A 15,972-nucleotide genomic window follows, 5' to 3' on the forward strand; every position below is an offset into this window, starting at 1 on the left:
AGGATCTCGACTCATGACTGAACTGAACAAGCGCTCCGTGCTCAAGCTCGCCGCTGCAGCCGCGGCCGCCGCCGCCCTGGTGGCCTGCGGCAAGAAGGAGGAGGCGCCCGCGCCGACGGCAGCCCCGGCGACCTCGGCGCCGCCGGCCGCCGCGCCGGCGCCCGCTGCCGCCGGTCCGCTGAACATCGCCTTCGCCTACGTCGGTCCGGTCGGCGACGGTGGCTGGTCGTTCGCGCATGACAACGGCCGCAAGGCGGTGGAGAAGCAGTTCGGCGACAAGGTCAAGACCACCTTCGTCGAGAGCGTGCCCGAAGGCGCCGACGCCGAGCGTGTGCTGCGCGACCTGGCGGGGCAGGGCAACAAGCTGATCTTCGGCACCACCTTCGGCTACATGGAGCCGATGCTCAAGGTGGCGGCGGACAACAAGGACGTGAAGTTCGAGCATGCCACCGGCTACAAGACGGCGGACAACATGCGCACGTACGACAGCCGCACCTACGAGGGCGCGTACATGGCCGGCATCATCGCCGGGGCCATGACCAAGTCGAACGTGCTGGGCGTGGTCGGCTCGGTGCCGATTCCCGAGGTGCTGCGCAACATCAACAGCTTCACGCTGGGCGCGCAGTCGGTCAACCCGAAGATCACCACGAAGGTGGTCTGGGTCAACGAGTGGTTCAGCCCGCCCAAGGAAACCGAGGCGGCCACCGCACTGATCAACGGCGGCGCCGACGTGCTGTTCCAGAACACCGACTCGCCGGCCGTGCTCAAGACTGCGCAGGAAAAGGGCAAGCGCGCCTTCGGCTGGGATTCGGACATGACCGCCTACGGCCCGAAGGCCCACCTGGGTTCGTCCATCATCAACTGGGGGCCGTACTACATCAAGACGGTGCAGGAGGTCCTGGACGGCAAGTGGACCACCGGCCAGAGCTGGTGGGGCGTCAAGGAAGGCGCGATCGACCTGGTGTCGATCGCCGACGACGTGCCGGCCGAGACCAAGGCCAAGGTCGACGAAGTCAAGAAGGGCCTGAAGGACGGCACGTTCGCCATCTGGAAGGGCCCGATCGTCGACCAGGACGGCAAGGAGCTGGTGGCTGCCGGCGCAGTCGCGGACGACAAGTTCCTCTCGGGCGTGAACTTCTACGTCAAGGGCGTGGAAGGCAAGGTGCCGGGCGGCGAGAAGAAGTAAGGACGACGGCGGTGATGCGCGCTTTTCGCGCACACACCGCGCAGGTCCTGCCTTCATGACCAGGGCTGCCCGCGGGCAGCCTTTTTCCATTCTGTGCCTACCGGGATCGCCCAGATGAACACACAACCCACGCTCCCCGCCATCGACGCCGGGCGTCTGCCCGAGCTGGTGCGCGCCCTCCCCAAGGCCGAGCTGCACATGCACATCGAAGGCTCGCTCGAGCCCGAGCTGATCTTCGCGCTGGCGCAGCGCAACAAGGTGCAGATTCCGTACGCCGACGTCGAGTCGCTGCGCCGCGCCTACGCCTTCACCGACCTGCAGAGCTTCCTGGACATCTATTACGCCGGGGCCAGCGTGCTGCTGACCGAGCAGGATTTCTACGACATGGCGTGGGCCTACCTCGAGCGCGCCAAGGCCGACAACGTCGTGCACACCGAGATGTTCTTCGACCCGCAGACGCACACCGCGCGCGGCGTGCCCATGCGCACGGTGATCGACGGCCTGCACCGTGCGTGCACGGATGCCGGCGCGCAGCTTGGCGTGAGCGCGGTGCTGATCCTGTGCTTCCTGCGCCACCTGAGCGAGGAAGACGCATTTGCCACGCTCGAGCAAGCGTTGCCGCACCGGGACAAGTTCATCGGCGTCGGACTCGATTCGAGCGAGGTCGGCCACCCGCCGGAGAAGTTCGCGCGCGTCTTCGCCCGTTGCCGCGAGCTTGGCCTGCACCTCGTGGCGCACGCCGGCGAGGAAGGTCCGCCGGCTTACGTCTGGAGCGCGCTCGACGTGCTCAAGGTCGAGCGCATCGACCACGGCGTGCAAAGCAGCAAGGACCCGGCGCTGATGAAGCGCCTGGCCGAGCAGCGCGTTCCGCTGACCGTGTGCCCGCTGTCGAACCTCAAGCTTTGCGTGTTCCCCGACCTGGCGGCGCACAACATCAGGTCGCTGCTCGATGCCGGGCTGGTCGCCACCATCAATTCGGACGATCCGGCGTACTTCGGCGGCTACATGAACGAGAACTGGGTGCAGACCTTCGCGGCCACCAGCCTGACGGCGGCGCATGCGTGGCAACTGGCGGCCAACAGCTTCGAAGCCAGCTTCATCGACGCGCCCGCGCGGCGCGCCTACATGGAACAGCTGCAAGCCACCTTCGAGCGCTTCGCCGCCGCGGCCTGAGCGCGGCCGCGGCAGGCCTGGCGTTGCCCGGAAATCCGGCAAGGCTTTTAAGCCTCATTTCATGAAGGCCTCATTCTTGCCTGCCTAGAATGGATTCCCGATCGGCGCCATGCGCATCTCGGGCCCTTCGTCTCTGTAGGAAGAAAGGCCTCATGCTCGTTCTCGACCCTTCCTCCCAAGTGGATGCCGTGCGTCAGGCGCTGGCCTCGACCGGTCCTCGCGCCGCGCTGGCGCTGCTCAACGACCGCACCAATTACCGTTTCACCGCGCTGTACCGGCGCAACGGCGAACTGATGCACGCCGTGCATGCCTACGACCGCACGAGCGAGTACCGCACCTGGCTGCTGGCGGTGCCGCTGGAACGCAGCTTCTGCCGCTTCGCGATGGCGCAGGGCGAATTCACCACATCGCATGCCTCGGCCGACGGGCGCCTGGCGCAGCGGCCGTACAGCGGCATGGTCGAGTCGTATTTCGGACGGGTGGTGCGACGCCCCGACGGAACGCCCTGGGGCACGTTCATCCATTTCGACCTGGAGCCGCGCGGCATCGACCAGGACGAGATGAGCTTCCTGCGCGACGTGATCCCGATGTTCTCCGACTACCTGGACTGACCCGCGTCGGGCGCGCGGCCCAGGCCGACCAGCATGTCACGCAGCCACAGCACGGCCTGGTCGCCGTTGGAGCGGGTGTCCCAGCACACGTAGAGGCGGTAGCTGGGCAATTCGAATGGCATCGGCATGCAGTCGAGCACGTCGGCGTAGCGCGCCGCCACGCGCTGGGGGAACACCGCAATCGCGTCGGTCTCCGCCAGCAGGTCGGTCATCTGGCTGAACGTGGTGACGGCCGCCTGCACCTGGCGTGACAGGCCGCGGCGGGCCAGCGCCTGGTCGATGGTGTCGTCCAACGTCGAGCGGCTCTGCCCCAGGACCACGTGCGGCATGGCGCAGAAGTTGTCGATGTCCATGGCGGCGCCGGGGCGCGGCAGACGGGGATGGTGGCGCCGCGCTACCGCCACGTAGGCGTCCTCGTAGAGCAGTTCCGACTCGATGCCGGCGGCCGGCACCATGCGCGGCAGCAGGCCCAGGTCGATGTCGCCCTTGCGCAGCCGCTCGGGCAGTTGGCCGTAGTCGGGGAGCTCCCAGGCCACGCGCATGCGCGAGCCGCACGCCGAGAGTTGCCGGCACAGCAGCGGCAGCATGGCGCGACTGCTGTGGTCGCTGCCGGCGACGCGCAGGATGCGGTCCGAATGGGCGGGGTTGAAGTCATGGTCCACGTTCAGTAACTGCTGCATGTCCTGCAGAACGGCGTCCACGCGCGGGGCCAGCGCGAGGGCGCGCGGCGTGGGGACGACGCCGTGCGCGGTGCGTGTGAACAGCGGATCGCCGAAGGTCTCGCGCAGGCGCTTGAGCGAGGCGCTCACCGCCGGCTGGCTGAGGAACAGTCGCGAGGCCGCCCGGGACACGCTGCGCTCGCGCAGCAGGGCGTCGAAGGTCCGCAGCATCGCGAGGTCGACGCTGCGGATATCAGGGCGGTCCATATCAGTTATCCAAACGTTCGAATTGATCCGGGGGGAACGGGCTCCTATCGTAGGGGCCCCACAAGATGAAGGAGACAAGCATGTCCGAACACCCTCGGTCCGGTGGTTCCGGCGGTGCGCGCCGGCGCACCGTTGGGGCCTGCGTGGCCGCACTGGTGCTGGCCGTCGCCGCGCCGATCGCCTCGGCCCAGGCGCAGGCGCCGTTCCCCAGCAAGGTGATCCGCATCGTGCCGTTCGGAACGGCCGGCGGTCCGATCGACGTGATCGCCCGAACCTACGCCGAGAAGCTGCAGCAGCGCTGGGGCCAGAGCGTGATCGTCGAGGCCCGGCCCGGCGCGAGCGGCATCCTGGCGGCGGACGCGGTGGCCAAGGCGGCGCCGGATGGCCACACGGTGCTGTTCACGCTGCCGCTGACGCACATCAACAACGCGATCCTGCAGCCGAAACTGCCGTACGACCCGGTCAAGGACTTCGAGCCCATCTCGCAGCTGGCCACCGGCGGCCCGATGCTGGTGGCGCGCGCGGATGCGCCGTACGCCAACCTGAAGGAATTCGTTGCCTACGCGAAGAAGCACCCGGGCCTGACCTACGGCACGTGGGGCAACGGTTCGCAGGCGCACCTGATGGGCGAATTGCTCAAGCGGCAAAGCGGCATCGAGCTGACCCACGTGGCCTACAAGGCCGAGTCGGCGGCGCATAACGACATGATCGGCGGCGTGCTGGATTTCGCCTGGGCCAACCCCGCCACTGCGCGCGTGCAGTCGCAGGCCGGCCGCATGAAGGTGCTGGGAATCGCCGGCAGCCGGCGCGTGTCTGCCCTGCCGCAGGTGCCGACGTTCGGCGAGCAGGGCTTCCCCGGATTCGACCTGGACAGCTGGATCGGCGTGTACGCCCCGGCCGGCACGCCGCCCGCCGTGATCGCGCAGTGGACGCAGGCGCTGATCGACATCACGCGCATGCCCGACGTGCGCGACAGGCTCACCGCATCCGGGTTCGAGCCGCTGGGCAACACGCCGGCCGAGTTCAAGGCCAGCTACAAGGCCGACTTTCCGCGCGTGGCCGAACTGATCAAGGCCGCGGGCGTCACCACCGAATGAATGTGCAAGGAGCCTCGATGAACCCCGGTACCGCCGAGAAGGTGATTCCCATTGCCGTCGACACCGGCACTGCCTACGGCCGCAAGCCCGGCACCCACAACCCTGCGCTGACCGAGGTGGGCCCCGGCACGCCGATGGGCGAGCTGCTGCGCCGCTACTGGCATCCGATCGGCCTGGAGGCAGACGCCAGCGATACGCCGCGCAAGGTGCGCGTGCTGGGAGAGGACCTGATCCTGTTCCGCGACAAGGGCGGGCGCCCCGGCCTCGTGCATCCGAACTGTGCGCACCGCGGCGCGTCGCTGTACTACGGCCGGGTGGAGGAGCGGGGCATCCGCTGCTGCTACCACGGCTGGCTGTTCGACGTGGAAGGCCATTGCGTGGAGCAGCCTTGCGAGCCGGAGATGGGCCGCGCGCGCGGGCGCATCCGCCAGCCGTGGTACCCGGTGCAGGAGCTGTACGGCCTGGTGTGGGCCTACATGGGGCCGCCGGAAAAGAAGCCGGTACTGCCGCGCTACGAGGCGCTTGAGCGCCTGGACGAGGGCGAACTGCTCGAGACCAACGACGCCAGCATCGGTGGTGGCGGGCCGCAGGTCATTCCCTGCAACTGGCTGCAGCACTACGAGAACCTGGTCGACCCGTTCCATGTCGTGGTGCTGCACTCGAGCTTCAGCGGCACCCAGTTCGTCGAGGCGATGGCGCAGATGCCGGAGGTGACCTGGGACACGGTCGAGCTCGGTGTGCGCACCACCTCGGTGCGGCGCCTGCCGGACGGCAAGGTGTTCCGCCGCATCAGCCAGGCCGGCGTTCCCACGCTGCGGGTGATCCCGAGCCCGCGCGTGGGCCGCTACGGCCGGGTCGAGTCGCTCGGCTGGGTGCTTCCGATCGACGACTTCAGCTTCCGCATCTTCGTGGTCGGCCGCGTCAGCCAGCAAGGCGAACTCACGCGCATGCGCTCGCGCATGAACGGCAAGCTGTGGGAGGAATTGACCGAGCAGGAGCACCAGCGGATGCCGGGCGACTACGAGGCCATGGTCAGCCAGGGCGCGATCGCTCGGCATTCCGAGGAGCACCTGGCCACGTCGGACCGCGGCATCGCAATGCTGCGCCGATTCCTCAAGGAGCAGCTCGAGCGCCTGAGGGCCGGCGAGGATCCGGCCGGCGTGAGCTTCGATCCGGATGCCCCGCCGGTCGTGTTCGACGCGGGCAACTACCTCGAGGATGAGTGAGCCGCCGCCCGGCGGGCCGGTTAGAATCGGTCGCGGCGCTGCCCCCTGGCAGCGCCGTTTTTATTTGTCCGCCCGCAAGGGCCATGTCGAGGAACACCATGTACAAAAACCTCATGGACCGCGCCTGTCTGGCGGCGGTCCACCCGCCGTCCCGCCCGGCGCTCCGTCTTCTCTGCGTGCTGCCCGTCCTGGCCATCTGGCTGCTGGCGCTGCTGACCCCAGGCCAGGCCCGGGCCGCGCCGCCGCTGAAGATCGGCTTCGTCTACGTCACGCCGGTCACCGACGCCGGCTGGGTGCATCAGCACGAGCTCGGCCGCCAGGCGGTGCAGGCCGCGCTCGGCGACAAGGTCGAGACGCATTTCGTCGAGAACGTGGCCGAAGGCCCGGATGCCGAGCGCGTGATCCGCGACATGGCCCGCCAGGGCTACGGCCTGATCTTCACGCCAAGCTTCGGCTACATGGAGCCGACGCTGAAAGTGGCGCGCGACTTTCCCGACGTGAAGTTCGAATCCGTCACCGGCTACAAGACCGCACCCAACGTGGCGGTGGCCAACGCCCGCTACTACGAGGGCCGCTACCTGGCCGGCGTGGCGGCCGGACGCATGACGAAGACGCACCAGGCCGGCTACGTGGCCGGCTTTCCCATTCCCGAGGTGCTGCAGGGAATCAACGCCTTCGCGCTGGGCATGCGCTCTGTCGATCCGCAGGCGCAGGTGCGTGTGGTGTGGCTCGACGAATGGTTCAATCCGCCGCGCGAGCGCGACGCGGCGATGAGCCTGATGGACCAGGGCGTGGACGTCCTGGCCTTCCATACCGGCTCGAGCGCCGTCATGGCAGCGGCGCAGGCACGCGGCAAGCTGGCCGTGGCCTATCACTCCGACATGCGTCAGGTGGCGCCGGACGCGCAGGTGCTGGCGGTGCAGCACCTTTGGGGCGACTACTACACCCGGCGCGCCCGCGCCGTACTGGACGGCACCTGGAAGAGCGAAAGCGTCTGGGGCGGCGTCAATGACGGCATGATCCGCGTCGGCGAGTTCGGCACGAAGGTTCCGGCGGCGGTGCGCGACGAGGTGCTGGCGCGCCAGCATGACATGGCGCAGGGACGCCTGCACCCGTTTCGCGCGGTTGCGGGCGACATCCGCGACAACGCGGGCAAGGTCCGCATTGCCCGCGGCCAGGCACTCGACGACGGGCAGATCCTGACCATGGACTGGCTGGTCGAAGGCGTGCAGGGCCGCGTGCGCTGACGCCCCCGCGCCGACGGCCGCCGGTCAGCGCCTGCTGACGGTTTCCAGCATGTCGTCTTCGCGCGACCTGCCGGGCAGGTGCTGCGCGATCGCCGCGCGGTACAGGTCCAGGTAGGTGAGCGCCATGTGCGCGGCCGAATAGTGCGTGGCGTTCTCCAGGCCCAGCTGGCGCATCTGCGCGAAGCGCGGCGCGGCGTCGACGATGGCCCGCGCGATGGCGTCCGGGTCCTGCGGCGGCACGTACACCGCCGCGTCCGCGCCGATGTCGTTCATGGGTGCGAGGTCGGAGGTGAACACCGGGCAGCCGCAGGCCTGCGCCTCGATGATGGGCCAGCCGAAACCCTCCTGCAGCGAAGGAAAGAGCAGGGCGGTGGCACCGCAGTACAGCGCACGCAGCCGTTCGTGCGACACGTCGCGCAGCACGTGCACCCGGCGCGCCAGGTCTGGCTGGCTGGCCACCAGCGCGATCATTTCCTGCGTCAGTGCCGAGCCGACGAAGACCAGCGAGCGGACCGGGGCGGCGGCGCCTGCCTGCTGCAGCGCGACAAACGCGCGCAGCACCGCCATGCGATTCTTGCGCGGGTGTTCGTGTCCCACGTGCAGCAGGTAGGCATCGTCGGGCGAGACGCCGAAGCCGGCCAGTTGCTCGCGCACCTGCACGTCCGGCAAGGGGCCGAATTCGTTGTTCAGCCCGTGCGGCACCAGCGTGAGGCGCTCGGCCGGGGCCAGGCCGAGCGTCAGCACGTCGCTGCGCGTGGCTTCGGAGATGCAGGCGATGCGGTCCGCATGGGCGAAGCCGTTGCCGATGAGGCGCTGGAACACCCGCCCGCTCCAGCCGGTGTGCCAGTCGGTCACCAGGCCGCGCGCCGCCCGGATGGCAATCACGTCGTGGCAGGTGAGCACCGCCGCATGGCCGTGCAGGCGCGGCAGGTACATGGCGTTGGAGTGGTCGCAGACATGCACCACGTCGGCCCAGCGCGCGTCGGCCCCCAGCGTGGGCGGGAACAGCACGAACTTGTCGAGGTAGCCGGCCCATTTGCGCAGGCGCCCGGGCATCGGCAGGCCGACCAGGGCAGGCTGCGGCGCGCGCACCCGCACCTCGCAGCCCAGGCGCGGCAGCTCGCGCTCGAGCATCGCGGTAAAGGCGACCATGCTCTTCTGGTCGTCGGGTGCGTAGTTGCCGATCAGCAGGACCTTCATCCGTGGCCATTATCCGGTCGCGCCGGCGCACCGGTGCTGCATATGGGCGCTATACGGGCATGCGCATTGCAAAGCGTGGCGATTGAACTACGCTCGGCCGCCATGACGATGAAAGCCTACCGCGCGGCCCTGCTGCGATTCGACGACGCCACCGGGCAACCGCTGTACGAGCAGGACGGGTTGCTGGTGATCGGCCCGGACGCGTCGGGCCGCCAGCGGGTGCAGGACGCCGGCGCCTACGGCGCGCTGGCCGAGCGCCACCGGGAAGTGCCGGTGGAGCATCTGCCCGGGCGCATTCTGGCGCCGGGATTCGTCGACATGCACGTGCACTATCCGCAGGTCGACGTCATCGGCGCCCCGGCCGACGGACTCCTGCCCTGGCTGGAGAACTACACCTTCCCCGCGGAAAGCCGCTTCGCGGACCCGGCGCATGCCGCCGGCGTGGCCAGCTTCTTCCTTGACGAGCTGCTGCGAAATGGCGTCACCAGCGCGCTGACCTTCGCCACCTCGCACCCGGCGTCGGTCGATGCGTTCTTCGGCGAGGCGCGGCGGCGGGGGCTGCGCATGATCACCGGAAAGGTGCTGCAGGACCGCCATTCGCCCGACGGCGTGCGCGACGACACCGAGCAGAGCCTGCTCGACACGGAAGCCCTGATCCGGCGCTGGCACGGGGTGGACCGGCTGGGCTACGCGATCACGCCGCGCTTTGCGCCGACCAGCACCGATCGTCAGCTCGGCGGCGCCGGTGAGCTCGCGCAGGCCTTCGGCGACACCTGGATCCATTCGCACGTGTCGGAAAACAAGGACGAGGTGAAGTGGGCGCGCGAGCTGTTCCCCCACGCGCGCTCCTACCTGGACGTCTACCGCGGCTTTCACCTCATGCGCGAGCGCGCGGTGTACGCCCACTGCATCCATTTCGACGACGACGACCGCGCCCTGATGCGGGAGACCGGCGCCGCCACCGCCGTCAGCCCGACCAGCAACCTGTTCCTGGGCAGCGGGTTCTTCGACTTCGAGGGCGCGCAGCGCATCGGCTACCACCACGGACTGGCCAGCGACGTCGGCGGCGGCACCAGCTTCAGCCCGTTCCACACCATGCTGGCGGCCTACTACGTGGGGCGCGAAGGGCAGACCAAACCAGGCCTGAGCCTGGCGCCGTCGCAACTGTGGTGGCGCCACACCGGCGCGGCGGCGCAGGCGCTGGGCCTCGGCGGCGTGATCGGCAACCTGCAGCCGGGCTGCGAAGCCGACTTTCTCGTGCTCGACCCGACGGCCACGCCGTTGCTGGCGCGCAAGACGGCGCAGGCGGCCAGCCTGGAGGAACTGTTGTTCGCCCTGATCGTGCTGGGCGACGACCGGGTGGTCCAGCGCACCGTGATCGGACAAGGCGCCGGCGGCTGAGCGCGTGCGGGCCGGCGCGGCGCACGTCGGCCACTAGAATGGCTGCCCATTCAAGGACGCGCAGATGAGCATAAAGAGCGACAAGTGGATCCGGCGCATGGCCGAGAAGAGCGGGATGATCGAGCCCTTCGAGCCCGGACAGGTGCGCGAGGTGGACGGCAACCGCATCATCAGCTATGGCACCTCGAGCTACGGCTACGACATCCGCTGCGCCCCTGAGTTCAAGGTGTTCACCAACATCCACAGCACGGTGGTCGATCCGAAGGCCTTCGACGAGAAGAGCTTCGTCGACATGCATGGCGACCACTGCATCATTCCGCCCAACAGTTTCGCGCTGGCGCGCACGGTGGAGTACTTCCGCATCCCGCGCAACGTGCTGACCATCTGCCTGGGCAAGAGCACCTATGCGCGCTGCGGCATCATCGTCAACGTGACGCCTTTCGAGCCGGAATGGGAAGGCTACGTGACGCTGGAGTTTTCCAACACCACGCCGCTGCCGGCCAAGATCTACGCCGGCGAGGGCTGCGCGCAGGTGCTGTTCTTCGAGAGCGACGAAGTCTGCGAGACCAGCTACAAGGATCGTGGCGGCAAGTACCAGGGCCAGCGCGGCGTGACGCTGCCCAAGGCCTGACGCGCGGCGCTTCGCACGGCATCGCCGCTGACAACGCCGCCGGCGGAGGCGGCAGTACCATCGGGCGGCGCGCCGCCGGGGCGCATGGGGGATTCGACCATGAGATGGGAAGGCAACGAAGGATCGGACAACGTCGAGGATCGGCGCGGCCAGGGCGGCGGCGGCTTTCCTTTGGGCGGGCGCAGCATCGGCGTGGGCACCGTGGTCGTGGCCCTGCTGGCCGGCTGGATCTTCGGCATCAATCCGCTCACGGTGCTGGGATTGCTCAGCGGCGGCGGAGGGCCCGCGCCCCAGGTGCAGCAGGGTCCGGCACCGGCGCCGCCGGCGCAGGACCACGAGGCGCAGTTCGCCTCGGTCGTGCTGCGCAACACCGAGGAGGTGTGGGGCGGCGTGTTTCGCCAGGCCGGCGCCGCCTACCAGGCGCCCAAGCTGGTGCTTTTCCGCGGCGCCATCCAGACCGCCTGCGGCGCCGGCCAGTCTGCCATGGGCCCCTTCTATTGCCCCGGCGACCAGAAGATCTACATCGACCTGGGCTTCTTCGATACCCTCAGCCGCCAGCTGGGCGCACCGGGCGAGTTCGCCCGCGCCTACGTGATCGCGCACGAGGTGGGGCACCATGTGCAGGACGAGCTGGGCATCACCGGCAAGGTCGACCAGGCGCGCAGCCGCATGAGCCCGACCCAGGCCAACGCGCTGAGCGTGCGGGTGGAGTTGCAGGCCGACTGCTTTGCCGGCATCTGGGCGCACCATTCGCAGCAGTCGAAGCAGTGGCTTGACCCGGGCGATATCGAGTCGGCCATGAACGCGGCGCAGAAGATCGGCGACGACGCCCTCCAGCGCTCGGCCGGTCGCGCGGTGGTGCCGGACAGCTTCACGCACGGCACCAGCGCGCAGCGCCAGCGCTGGTTCGGCAACGGCTACCGCAGCGGCCAGGTGCAGGACTGCGACACCTTCGCCGCGAAGACGCTGTAGGCGCGCGCACCGGCGGCTTTGCAGCCTGGTCAGCCCCCTGGGGAAAGGGGTTGGCGGCCCCTTGTCCTTGGGGCAGGGACGGGCTGTCACGAACGGTTTTTGCGGGGATGCGACAATAGCGGGCTTCATGACCGCATCCTTTTCCAATCTTTCCCTGGCCGAACCATTGGCGCGTGCCGTCGCCGAGATGGGCTACGAAACCATGACGCCGATCCAGGAGCAGGCCATTCCGGTCGTGCTCACGGGCCAGGACGTGATGGGCGCTGCACAAACCGGCACCGGCAAGACGGCCGCCTTCTCGCTGCCGTTGCTGCAGCGCATGCTGCGCCACGAGAACGCATCCACGTCGCCGGCGCGCCACCCGGTGCGCGCGCTGGTGCTGCTGCCCACGCGCGAGCTGGCAGTGCAGGTGGCCCAGCAGGTCGAGCTCTATGCCAAGTACACCCAGTTGCGCAGCACGGTGGTGTTCGGCGGCATGGACATGAAGCCGCAGACGGCCGCGCTCAAGAAGGGCGTCGAGGTGCTGGTGGCCACGCCCGGACGCTTGCTGGACCATATCGAGGCCAAGAACGCGGTGCTCAACCAGGTCGAGTACGTGGTGCTCGACGAGGCCGACCGCATGCTGGACATCGGCTTCCTGCCGGACCTGCAGCGCATCCTGAGCTACCTGCCCAAGCAGCGCACCACGCTGCTGTTCTCGGCGACCTTCTCGCCCGAGATCAAGCGGCTGGCCGGCAGCTATCTGCAGAACCCGGTCACCATCGAGGTCGCCCGCCCCAACGAGACGGCCTCCACCGTCGAGCAGCGCTTCTACAGCGTCTCCGAAGACGACAAGCGCCGGGCGCTCAAGCAGCTGGTGCGCACGCGTGGCATCACCCAGGCCTTCGTGTTCGTCAACAGCAAGCTCGGCTGCGCCAGGCTGGCGCGCTCGCTCGAGCGCGAAGGTCTGCGTGCCACCGCGCTGCACGGCGACAAGAGCCAGGAAGAGCGCCTGAAGGCGCTCAACGCATTCAAGGCAGGCGAGGTCGATCTGCTCGTGTGCACCGACGTCGCCGCCCGTGGCCTGGACATCAAGGACGTGCCGGCCGTCTTCAACTTCGATGTGCCGTTCAACGCCGAGGACTATGTGCACCGCATCGGCCGCACCGGCCGTGCCGGCGCCTCGGGCCTGGCGATGAGTTTCGCCGGTGGTGGCAACGATGCCCGGCTGGTGGCGGACATCGAGAAGCTCATCAAGACGAAGATCGAGCTCGAGCCGATCGAGTTCGACGAGGACCGCCCGCGCGGCCGCATCAACGACGGCCGCCGCCACTGGCGCGACGAGGGCGAGGCCGGCGACGCACGCGACGTGCTGGACCATCCGCGCGAACGGGCCGACGCCCGCAGTGCCCGGGGCCATCGCCCGCACCGCCCGGCCGCCGCGCCGCGCGATCCGTTCTTCGACAAGCCGTACGAGGCCGGCGAAGGCGAGAACCCGCCCGCTTGGGAGGCCGCCGCGCGTACCAGCGCACCGCCGCAGCGCGGCGTCTCGGCCAACATCCGCGCCAAGCGCAAGGTCGCAGCGCTGTTCAAGGCGGCGCCGCCGGCAGCCTGAGCGCGCGTCGGCGGGTTCCGCACGCAAGTGGGGGAGTCCCGCGCCTTCAGCCCGGTTTCTGCGCCTGCTCGCATTTGACCTGGATCAGCTCGCGCTCGGCCAGGGTGTCGCCGATGCGCACGGCGCTGAGGCACCCGCCCCAGACGCAGCCGGTATCCAGCGACAGGATGTCCGGCCGCGACAACCAGCCCAGGGTCGACCAGTGCCCGAAAGCCACGGTGGCGCCGGCGGTGCGCCTCGCCGGGACGTCGAACCAGGGCAGGAGGCCCGCTGGCGGATCGGCAGCGCCGTCCTTGGCGTCGAAGTCGAGCCGGCCGTCGGCGGTGCAAAACCGCATGCGGGTCAGGGCGTTGACGATGAAGCGCAGCCGTGCCGGCCCGGTGAGCGCGTCGTGCCACAGCGCCGGCTCGTTGCCATACATCTCCTGCAGGAAATCGGCATAGCGCGGCCCGCGCAGCACGCCTTCCAGTTCCCCGGCGTGGGACATCGTGTCCTGGACGGTCCACTGCGGTGGCACGCCGGCATGGACCATCAGCAGGTCGGCGCCGCCGATGCGGCGATGCAAGGCCATCGACTGGTGGCGCAGCCAGTCGAGCACGGCGTCGCGCTCGGGCATGGCCAGCACCTGGGCCAGCGTGTCGCGCCGCCCGGCGCTGCGGGCGCCGGTCGCCACGCCGAGCAGGTGCAGGTCGTGGTTGCCCAGCAGGCATTGCACGCTCGCGCCCATGCCCTGCAGGCGGCGCAGCACGGCAGCCGATTCCGGACCGCGGTTGACCAGGTCGCCGAGCACCACCAGCGTGTCTCGGCTTGGCGAGAAATCGATGCGGTCCAGAAGCCGGCCAACGGGCGTGTCGCAGCCCTGTATGTCGCCCATCAAGAAAAGTGCCATTGCTTCCTTAGGCCGGCGAGTAGTGCCAGGGCGCCGGGGTGGCCGGTTTTCTCGATCGCTGCTGCGGCGACATGGGGGGCAGGGTCAATCCCGGCGATTTTGGCCATGCGTTCCTGTAGCTCTTGGCCAGGGGTGCGGTGGCCGTGCCTCCAGTTGCTGACGTGCTGCGCTCGCACGCCGAGCATGTCTGCAAGTTTGGCATCGCTCCCGGCTATGTCGCGGGCTTTGTCGATTAGCAAATTCAATCGCTTAAGGTCTTGCATATAACCTCACGGTTGGTTACCTTTCGGCCATAACCAAAAGGTTGGTTAGTAACCAAAGACGAGGTAATTATGCGCGACGCAACCGATACCCGCACCTTGCCCCTCCCGGGCGTGGTTCTGAACACCGTCGACACGGGGCGGCTTGGCGATCTGTTCATTCCGGCCTTTCATCTCGAAACGGCGGCGGTCGATGAGTTGGAGCGTGCGTACAAGCGTGCCTATGGGGTGTGGGCCGATGGCGGCGATGGGCCGGCTGCGGCGCGTCGGCGTGCGCGTTTCGATGCGCTTAACCGTGCGCATACGGTCGTGGCGGCAGAGCGTGATCGCACTGTCCAGGTGATTCGCGATCGCGGCGGTCTCCTTCACTGCTTCTGAACCCGCCAGCGGGTTGCCTCGCGGGTCGGGGCATCACGCTGGCACGTTCGCCAGTGGCTCAAACTGGAGCAAACAGACATGGCTCATGGAAGCATCCTGCAAATCCTCGTGATCGAAGAGGAAGAGGGCAAAAAGGTCAATCCCGCAACGGGCAAGCCGAACAAGTGGAAGGTCGCACGGGGGTGCGTCTTGGACGATGCCGGCGAGGTCGTCACGGTGGGGCGCTTTCGCGTGCCTCGCGCGATGGAAGAAACGATCGCCAAGGGCACTTTCCGGTGCGCGTTCGCTCTCGGTGTCCCGGACTGGGGCGACGACAAGGGCGATATCGCGGCGGTGATCACTGCGTTGAGCCCCGTGCGTGCGGCGGCTCCGCAACCGGCCGGCAAGGGCGCGTGATGAGCCCCGTTGACTTCTGGATGGGCTACCTGCTGTGTGCGCTGGTGCTCGGTGCATGCCAGTGGGTCAACGAGGCCACGGAACGCGGGTTGCGCATGCGTGCAGCACGTCGTCGGGTGAGTCGTCTGGTGTGCGAGTGATTTCAGCGGATAGGCCTGCATCGTCGTGAGACGCCCAGGCCCTTCCGGTGCAATCCCGAATGGTTCGGGACCACCTGCTCCAACAGGAGGTTTTCCATGGGCAAGAAACTCGCTCTGCGTCTCGCAGCAATCCCCGCGTTCGTCGTCGCCAGCGCTGGCAGCGCCATGGCTGCCGTGCCGGCCGAGATCACGACCGCCATCGCGGACATGAAGGAAGACGGCGTGACGGTGGCCACGGCCTTCGTCGTGGCGGCCATCGCGGTCGGTGCCATCAAGTTCCTGCGCTCGGCCAAGTAATGGCCTTCCAAGTCGGTTCCGCCTGCTACAGCGACGCTCAGGGCGCTGCAGCTGCGATTGCCTCGGCGCAGGTCGGCACGGTGGTCGCACACGGCGGGGCCGCGTACGTGGTCGATGCCTCCGCCGTTTCGGGGACCTCGATCACGTACACCCTGACACCTGTTTCTGGGGGCACTGCGATCACGCTCGCAGCGCCCGTGAGTGTCCAGCCTTGCGGCCTGCTCGACTGGCAGGACGGCATGGTGCTCGGATGGGGTGTAGCCGGCGTCTGGCTGGCTGTTGCGGCCGTGATGGTCATACGCCGTGGGGTGCACGAGTGACGCCTGAATTCGTCGTGATGTTCGTTCT

Annotated in this window: 18 protein-coding genes; 15 read left to right on the top strand and 3 right to left on the bottom strand. The window is 68.5% G+C overall.

From position 1 onward, the window contains the following. Positions 1-13: 13 nt before the first annotated feature. The 3 genes from VES41_RS13520 (at position 14) to VES41_RS13530 (ending at position 2,970) form a co-directional block, all read left to right on the top strand. Positions 14-1,186 carry a BMP family ABC transporter substrate-binding protein gene (locus VES41_RS13520; RefSeq protein ID WP_324817717.1) on the top strand — a complete coding sequence of 391 codons (1,173 nt, stop codon included), beginning with the start codon at positions 14-16 and terminating at the stop codon, positions 1,184-1,186. Between the two features lie 114 nt (positions 1,187-1,300). Then, positions 1,301-2,359: an adenosine deaminase gene (locus VES41_RS13525; protein ID WP_324817720.1), complete on the top strand. Its 1,059-nt coding sequence runs from the start codon at positions 1,301-1,303 to the stop codon at positions 2,357-2,359. 152 nt (positions 2,360-2,511) lie between these two features. Beyond that, positions 2,512-2,970 carry a hypothetical protein gene (locus tag VES41_RS13530; protein WP_324817723.1) on the top strand — a complete coding sequence of 153 codons (459 nt, stop codon included), beginning with the start codon at positions 2,512-2,514 and terminating at the stop codon, positions 2,968-2,970. Here VES41_RS13530 and VES41_RS13535 read toward each other — a convergent pair. Beyond that, positions 2,958-3,896, bottom strand: a complete 939-nt coding sequence (locus VES41_RS13535; protein WP_324817725.1) for a LysR family transcriptional regulator — start codon at positions 3,894-3,896, stop codon at positions 2,958-2,960. The two genes, VES41_RS13530 and VES41_RS13535, sit on opposite strands and share 13 nt — an antisense overlap. An 80-nt stretch (positions 3,897-3,976) precedes the next feature. On the opposite strand from VES41_RS13535, the gene VES41_RS13540 reads away from it, so the two are divergent. The 3 genes from VES41_RS13540 to VES41_RS13550 all read left to right on the top strand — a co-directional run bounded on the left by VES41_RS13540 (position 3,977) and on the right by VES41_RS13550 (position 7,466). Beyond that, positions 3,977-4,993 (top strand): tripartite tricarboxylate transporter substrate binding protein, encoded by a 1,017-nt coding sequence (locus tag VES41_RS13540; protein ID WP_324817727.1) that lies wholly within the window; start codon positions 3,977-3,979, stop codon positions 4,991-4,993. 17 nt (positions 4,994-5,010) lie between these two features. Continuing rightward, entirely contained in the window at positions 5,011-6,219 is a 1,209-nt protein-coding gene (locus VES41_RS13545) for a Rieske 2Fe-2S domain-containing protein (protein WP_324817729.1), read from the top strand. Positions 6,220-6,317: 98 nt separating this feature from the next. Next, positions 6,318-7,466, top strand: coding sequence for a BMP family ABC transporter substrate-binding protein (locus tag VES41_RS13550; RefSeq protein WP_324817732.1), 1,149 nt, complete (start codon positions 6,318-6,320; stop codon positions 7,464-7,466). Positions 7,467-7,490: 24 nt separating this feature from the next. Here the strand turns inward: VES41_RS13550 and VES41_RS13555 are convergent, their stop codons facing one another. Continuing rightward, positions 7,491-8,666: a glycosyltransferase family 1 protein gene (locus VES41_RS13555; RefSeq protein ID WP_324817734.1), complete on the bottom strand. Its 1,176-nt coding sequence runs from the start codon at positions 8,664-8,666 to the stop codon at positions 7,491-7,493. A 108-nt stretch (positions 8,667-8,774) separates the two neighbouring features. On the opposite strand from VES41_RS13555, the gene guaD reads away from it, so the two are divergent. The 4 genes from guaD (at position 8,775) to VES41_RS13575 (ending at position 13,264) form a co-directional block, all read left to right on the top strand. Continuing rightward, a complete protein-coding gene (gene guaD, locus VES41_RS13560) occupies positions 8,775-10,067 on the top strand; it encodes a guanine deaminase (protein ID WP_324818080.1) in 1,293 nt (430 codons plus the stop codon). A gap of 64 nt (positions 10,068-10,131) precedes the next feature. Next, complete coding sequence (dcd, locus tag VES41_RS13565) at positions 10,132-10,698, top strand: dCTP deaminase (RefSeq protein ID WP_324817737.1); 567 nt, start codon at positions 10,132-10,134, stop codon at positions 10,696-10,698. Positions 10,699-10,797: 99 nt separating this feature from the next. Further along, the gene (gene ypfJ / locus VES41_RS13570; RefSeq protein ID WP_324817740.1) at positions 10,798-11,670 is read left to right on the top strand and encodes a KPN_02809 family neutral zinc metallopeptidase; all 873 of its coding nucleotides are present in this window, start codon (positions 10,798-10,800) and stop codon (positions 11,668-11,670) included. Between the two features lie 127 nt (positions 11,671-11,797). Then, positions 11,798-13,264 (top strand): DEAD/DEAH box helicase, encoded by a 1,467-nt coding sequence (locus tag VES41_RS13575; RefSeq protein ID WP_324817744.1) that lies wholly within the window; start codon positions 11,798-11,800, stop codon positions 13,262-13,264. Positions 13,265-13,310: 46 nt separating this feature from the next. Here the strand turns inward: VES41_RS13575 and VES41_RS13580 are convergent, their stop codons facing one another. Beyond that, on the bottom strand, positions 13,311-14,153 hold the full coding sequence (locus VES41_RS13580) for a symmetrical bis(5'-nucleosyl)-tetraphosphatase (RefSeq protein ID WP_324817746.1): 843 nt from the start codon (positions 14,151-14,153) through the stop codon (positions 13,311-13,313). A gap of 332 nt (positions 14,154-14,485) precedes the next feature. On the opposite strand from VES41_RS13580, the gene VES41_RS13585 reads away from it, so the two are divergent. The 5 genes from VES41_RS13585 to VES41_RS13605 all read left to right on the top strand — a co-directional run bounded on the left by VES41_RS13585 (position 14,486) and on the right by VES41_RS13605 (position 15,944). Then, positions 14,486-14,791, top strand: a complete 306-nt coding sequence (locus tag VES41_RS13585) for a hypothetical protein (protein ID WP_324817748.1) — start codon at positions 14,486-14,488, stop codon at positions 14,789-14,791. Between the two features lie 78 nt (positions 14,792-14,869). Then, positions 14,870-15,187, top strand: coding sequence for a hypothetical protein (locus VES41_RS13590; protein ID WP_324817750.1), 318 nt, complete (start codon positions 14,870-14,872; stop codon positions 15,185-15,187). Further along, the gene (locus VES41_RS13595; protein WP_324817752.1) at positions 15,187-15,327 is read left to right on the top strand and encodes a hypothetical protein; all 141 of its coding nucleotides are present in this window, start codon (positions 15,187-15,189) and stop codon (positions 15,325-15,327) included. Before VES41_RS13590 ends, VES41_RS13595 begins: the two co-directional genes overlap by 1 nt. A 96-nt stretch (positions 15,328-15,423) precedes the next feature. Then, positions 15,424-15,624 carry a major capsid protein gene (locus tag VES41_RS13600; protein ID WP_324817755.1) on the top strand — a complete coding sequence of 67 codons (201 nt, stop codon included), beginning with the start codon at positions 15,424-15,426 and terminating at the stop codon, positions 15,622-15,624. Further along, entirely contained in the window at positions 15,624-15,944 is a 321-nt protein-coding gene (locus VES41_RS13605; protein ID WP_324817758.1) for a hypothetical protein, read from the top strand. Before VES41_RS13600 ends, VES41_RS13605 begins: the two co-directional genes overlap by 1 nt. The last annotated feature ends 28 nt before the right edge of the window (positions 15,945-15,972 follow it).

The sequence above is a fragment of the Variovorax sp. genome, assembly GCF_035634955.1.
GTDB lineage: Bacteria > Pseudomonadota > Gammaproteobacteria > Burkholderiales > Burkholderiaceae_C > Variovorax.

What these genes read in the sequence shown, in the direction of transcription:
- VES41_RS13575 (WP_324817744.1), top strand. Translation starts at nt 11,798, where the DNA reads ATGACCGCATCCTTTTCCAATCTTTCCCTGGCCGAACCATTGGCGCGT.
- VES41_RS13595 (WP_324817752.1), top strand. Translation starts at nt 15,187, where the DNA reads ATGAGCCCCGTTGACTTCTGGATGGGCTACCTGCTGTGTGCGCTGGTG.
- VES41_RS13540 (WP_324817727.1), top strand. Translation starts at nt 3,977, where the DNA reads ATGTCCGAACACCCTCGGTCCGGTGGTTCCGGCGGTGCGCGCCGGCGC.
- VES41_RS13590 (WP_324817750.1), top strand. Translation starts at nt 14,870, where the DNA reads ATGGCTCATGGAAGCATCCTGCAAATCCTCGTGATCGAAGAGGAAGAG.
- VES41_RS13525 (WP_324817720.1), top strand. Translation starts at nt 1,301, where the DNA reads ATGAACACACAACCCACGCTCCCCGCCATCGACGCCGGGCGTCTGCCC.
- VES41_RS13600 (WP_324817755.1), top strand. Translation starts at nt 15,424, where the DNA reads ATGGGCAAGAAACTCGCTCTGCGTCTCGCAGCAATCCCCGCGTTCGTC.
- VES41_RS13520 (WP_324817717.1), top strand. Translation starts at nt 14, where the DNA reads ATGACTGAACTGAACAAGCGCTCCGTGCTCAAGCTCGCCGCTGCAGCC.
- VES41_RS13585 (WP_324817748.1), top strand. Translation starts at nt 14,486, where the DNA reads ATGCGCGACGCAACCGATACCCGCACCTTGCCCCTCCCGGGCGTGGTT.
- ypfJ (WP_324817740.1), top strand. Translation starts at nt 10,798, where the DNA reads ATGAGATGGGAAGGCAACGAAGGATCGGACAACGTCGAGGATCGGCGC.
- guaD (WP_324818080.1), top strand. Translation starts at nt 8,775, where the DNA reads ATGAAAGCCTACCGCGCGGCCCTGCTGCGATTCGACGACGCCACCGGG.
- dcd (WP_324817737.1), top strand. Translation starts at nt 10,132, where the DNA reads ATGAGCATAAAGAGCGACAAGTGGATCCGGCGCATGGCCGAGAAGAGC.
- VES41_RS13550 (WP_324817732.1), top strand. Translation starts at nt 6,318, where the DNA reads ATGTACAAAAACCTCATGGACCGCGCCTGTCTGGCGGCGGTCCACCCG.
- VES41_RS13580 (WP_324817746.1), bottom strand. Translation starts at nt 14,153, where the DNA reads ATGGCACTTTTCTTGATGGGCGACATACAGGGCTGCGACACGCCCGTT.
- VES41_RS13535 (WP_324817725.1), bottom strand. Translation starts at nt 3,896, where the DNA reads ATGGACCGCCCTGATATCCGCAGCGTCGACCTCGCGATGCTGCGGACC.
- VES41_RS13545 (WP_324817729.1), top strand. Translation starts at nt 5,011, where the DNA reads ATGAACCCCGGTACCGCCGAGAAGGTGATTCCCATTGCCGTCGACACC.
- VES41_RS13555 (WP_324817734.1), bottom strand. Translation starts at nt 8,666, where the DNA reads ATGAAGGTCCTGCTGATCGGCAACTACGCACCCGACGACCAGAAGAGC.
- VES41_RS13605 (WP_324817758.1), top strand. Translation starts at nt 15,624, where the DNA reads ATGGCCTTCCAAGTCGGTTCCGCCTGCTACAGCGACGCTCAGGGCGCT.
- VES41_RS13530 (WP_324817723.1), top strand. Translation starts at nt 2,512, where the DNA reads ATGCTCGTTCTCGACCCTTCCTCCCAAGTGGATGCCGTGCGTCAGGCG.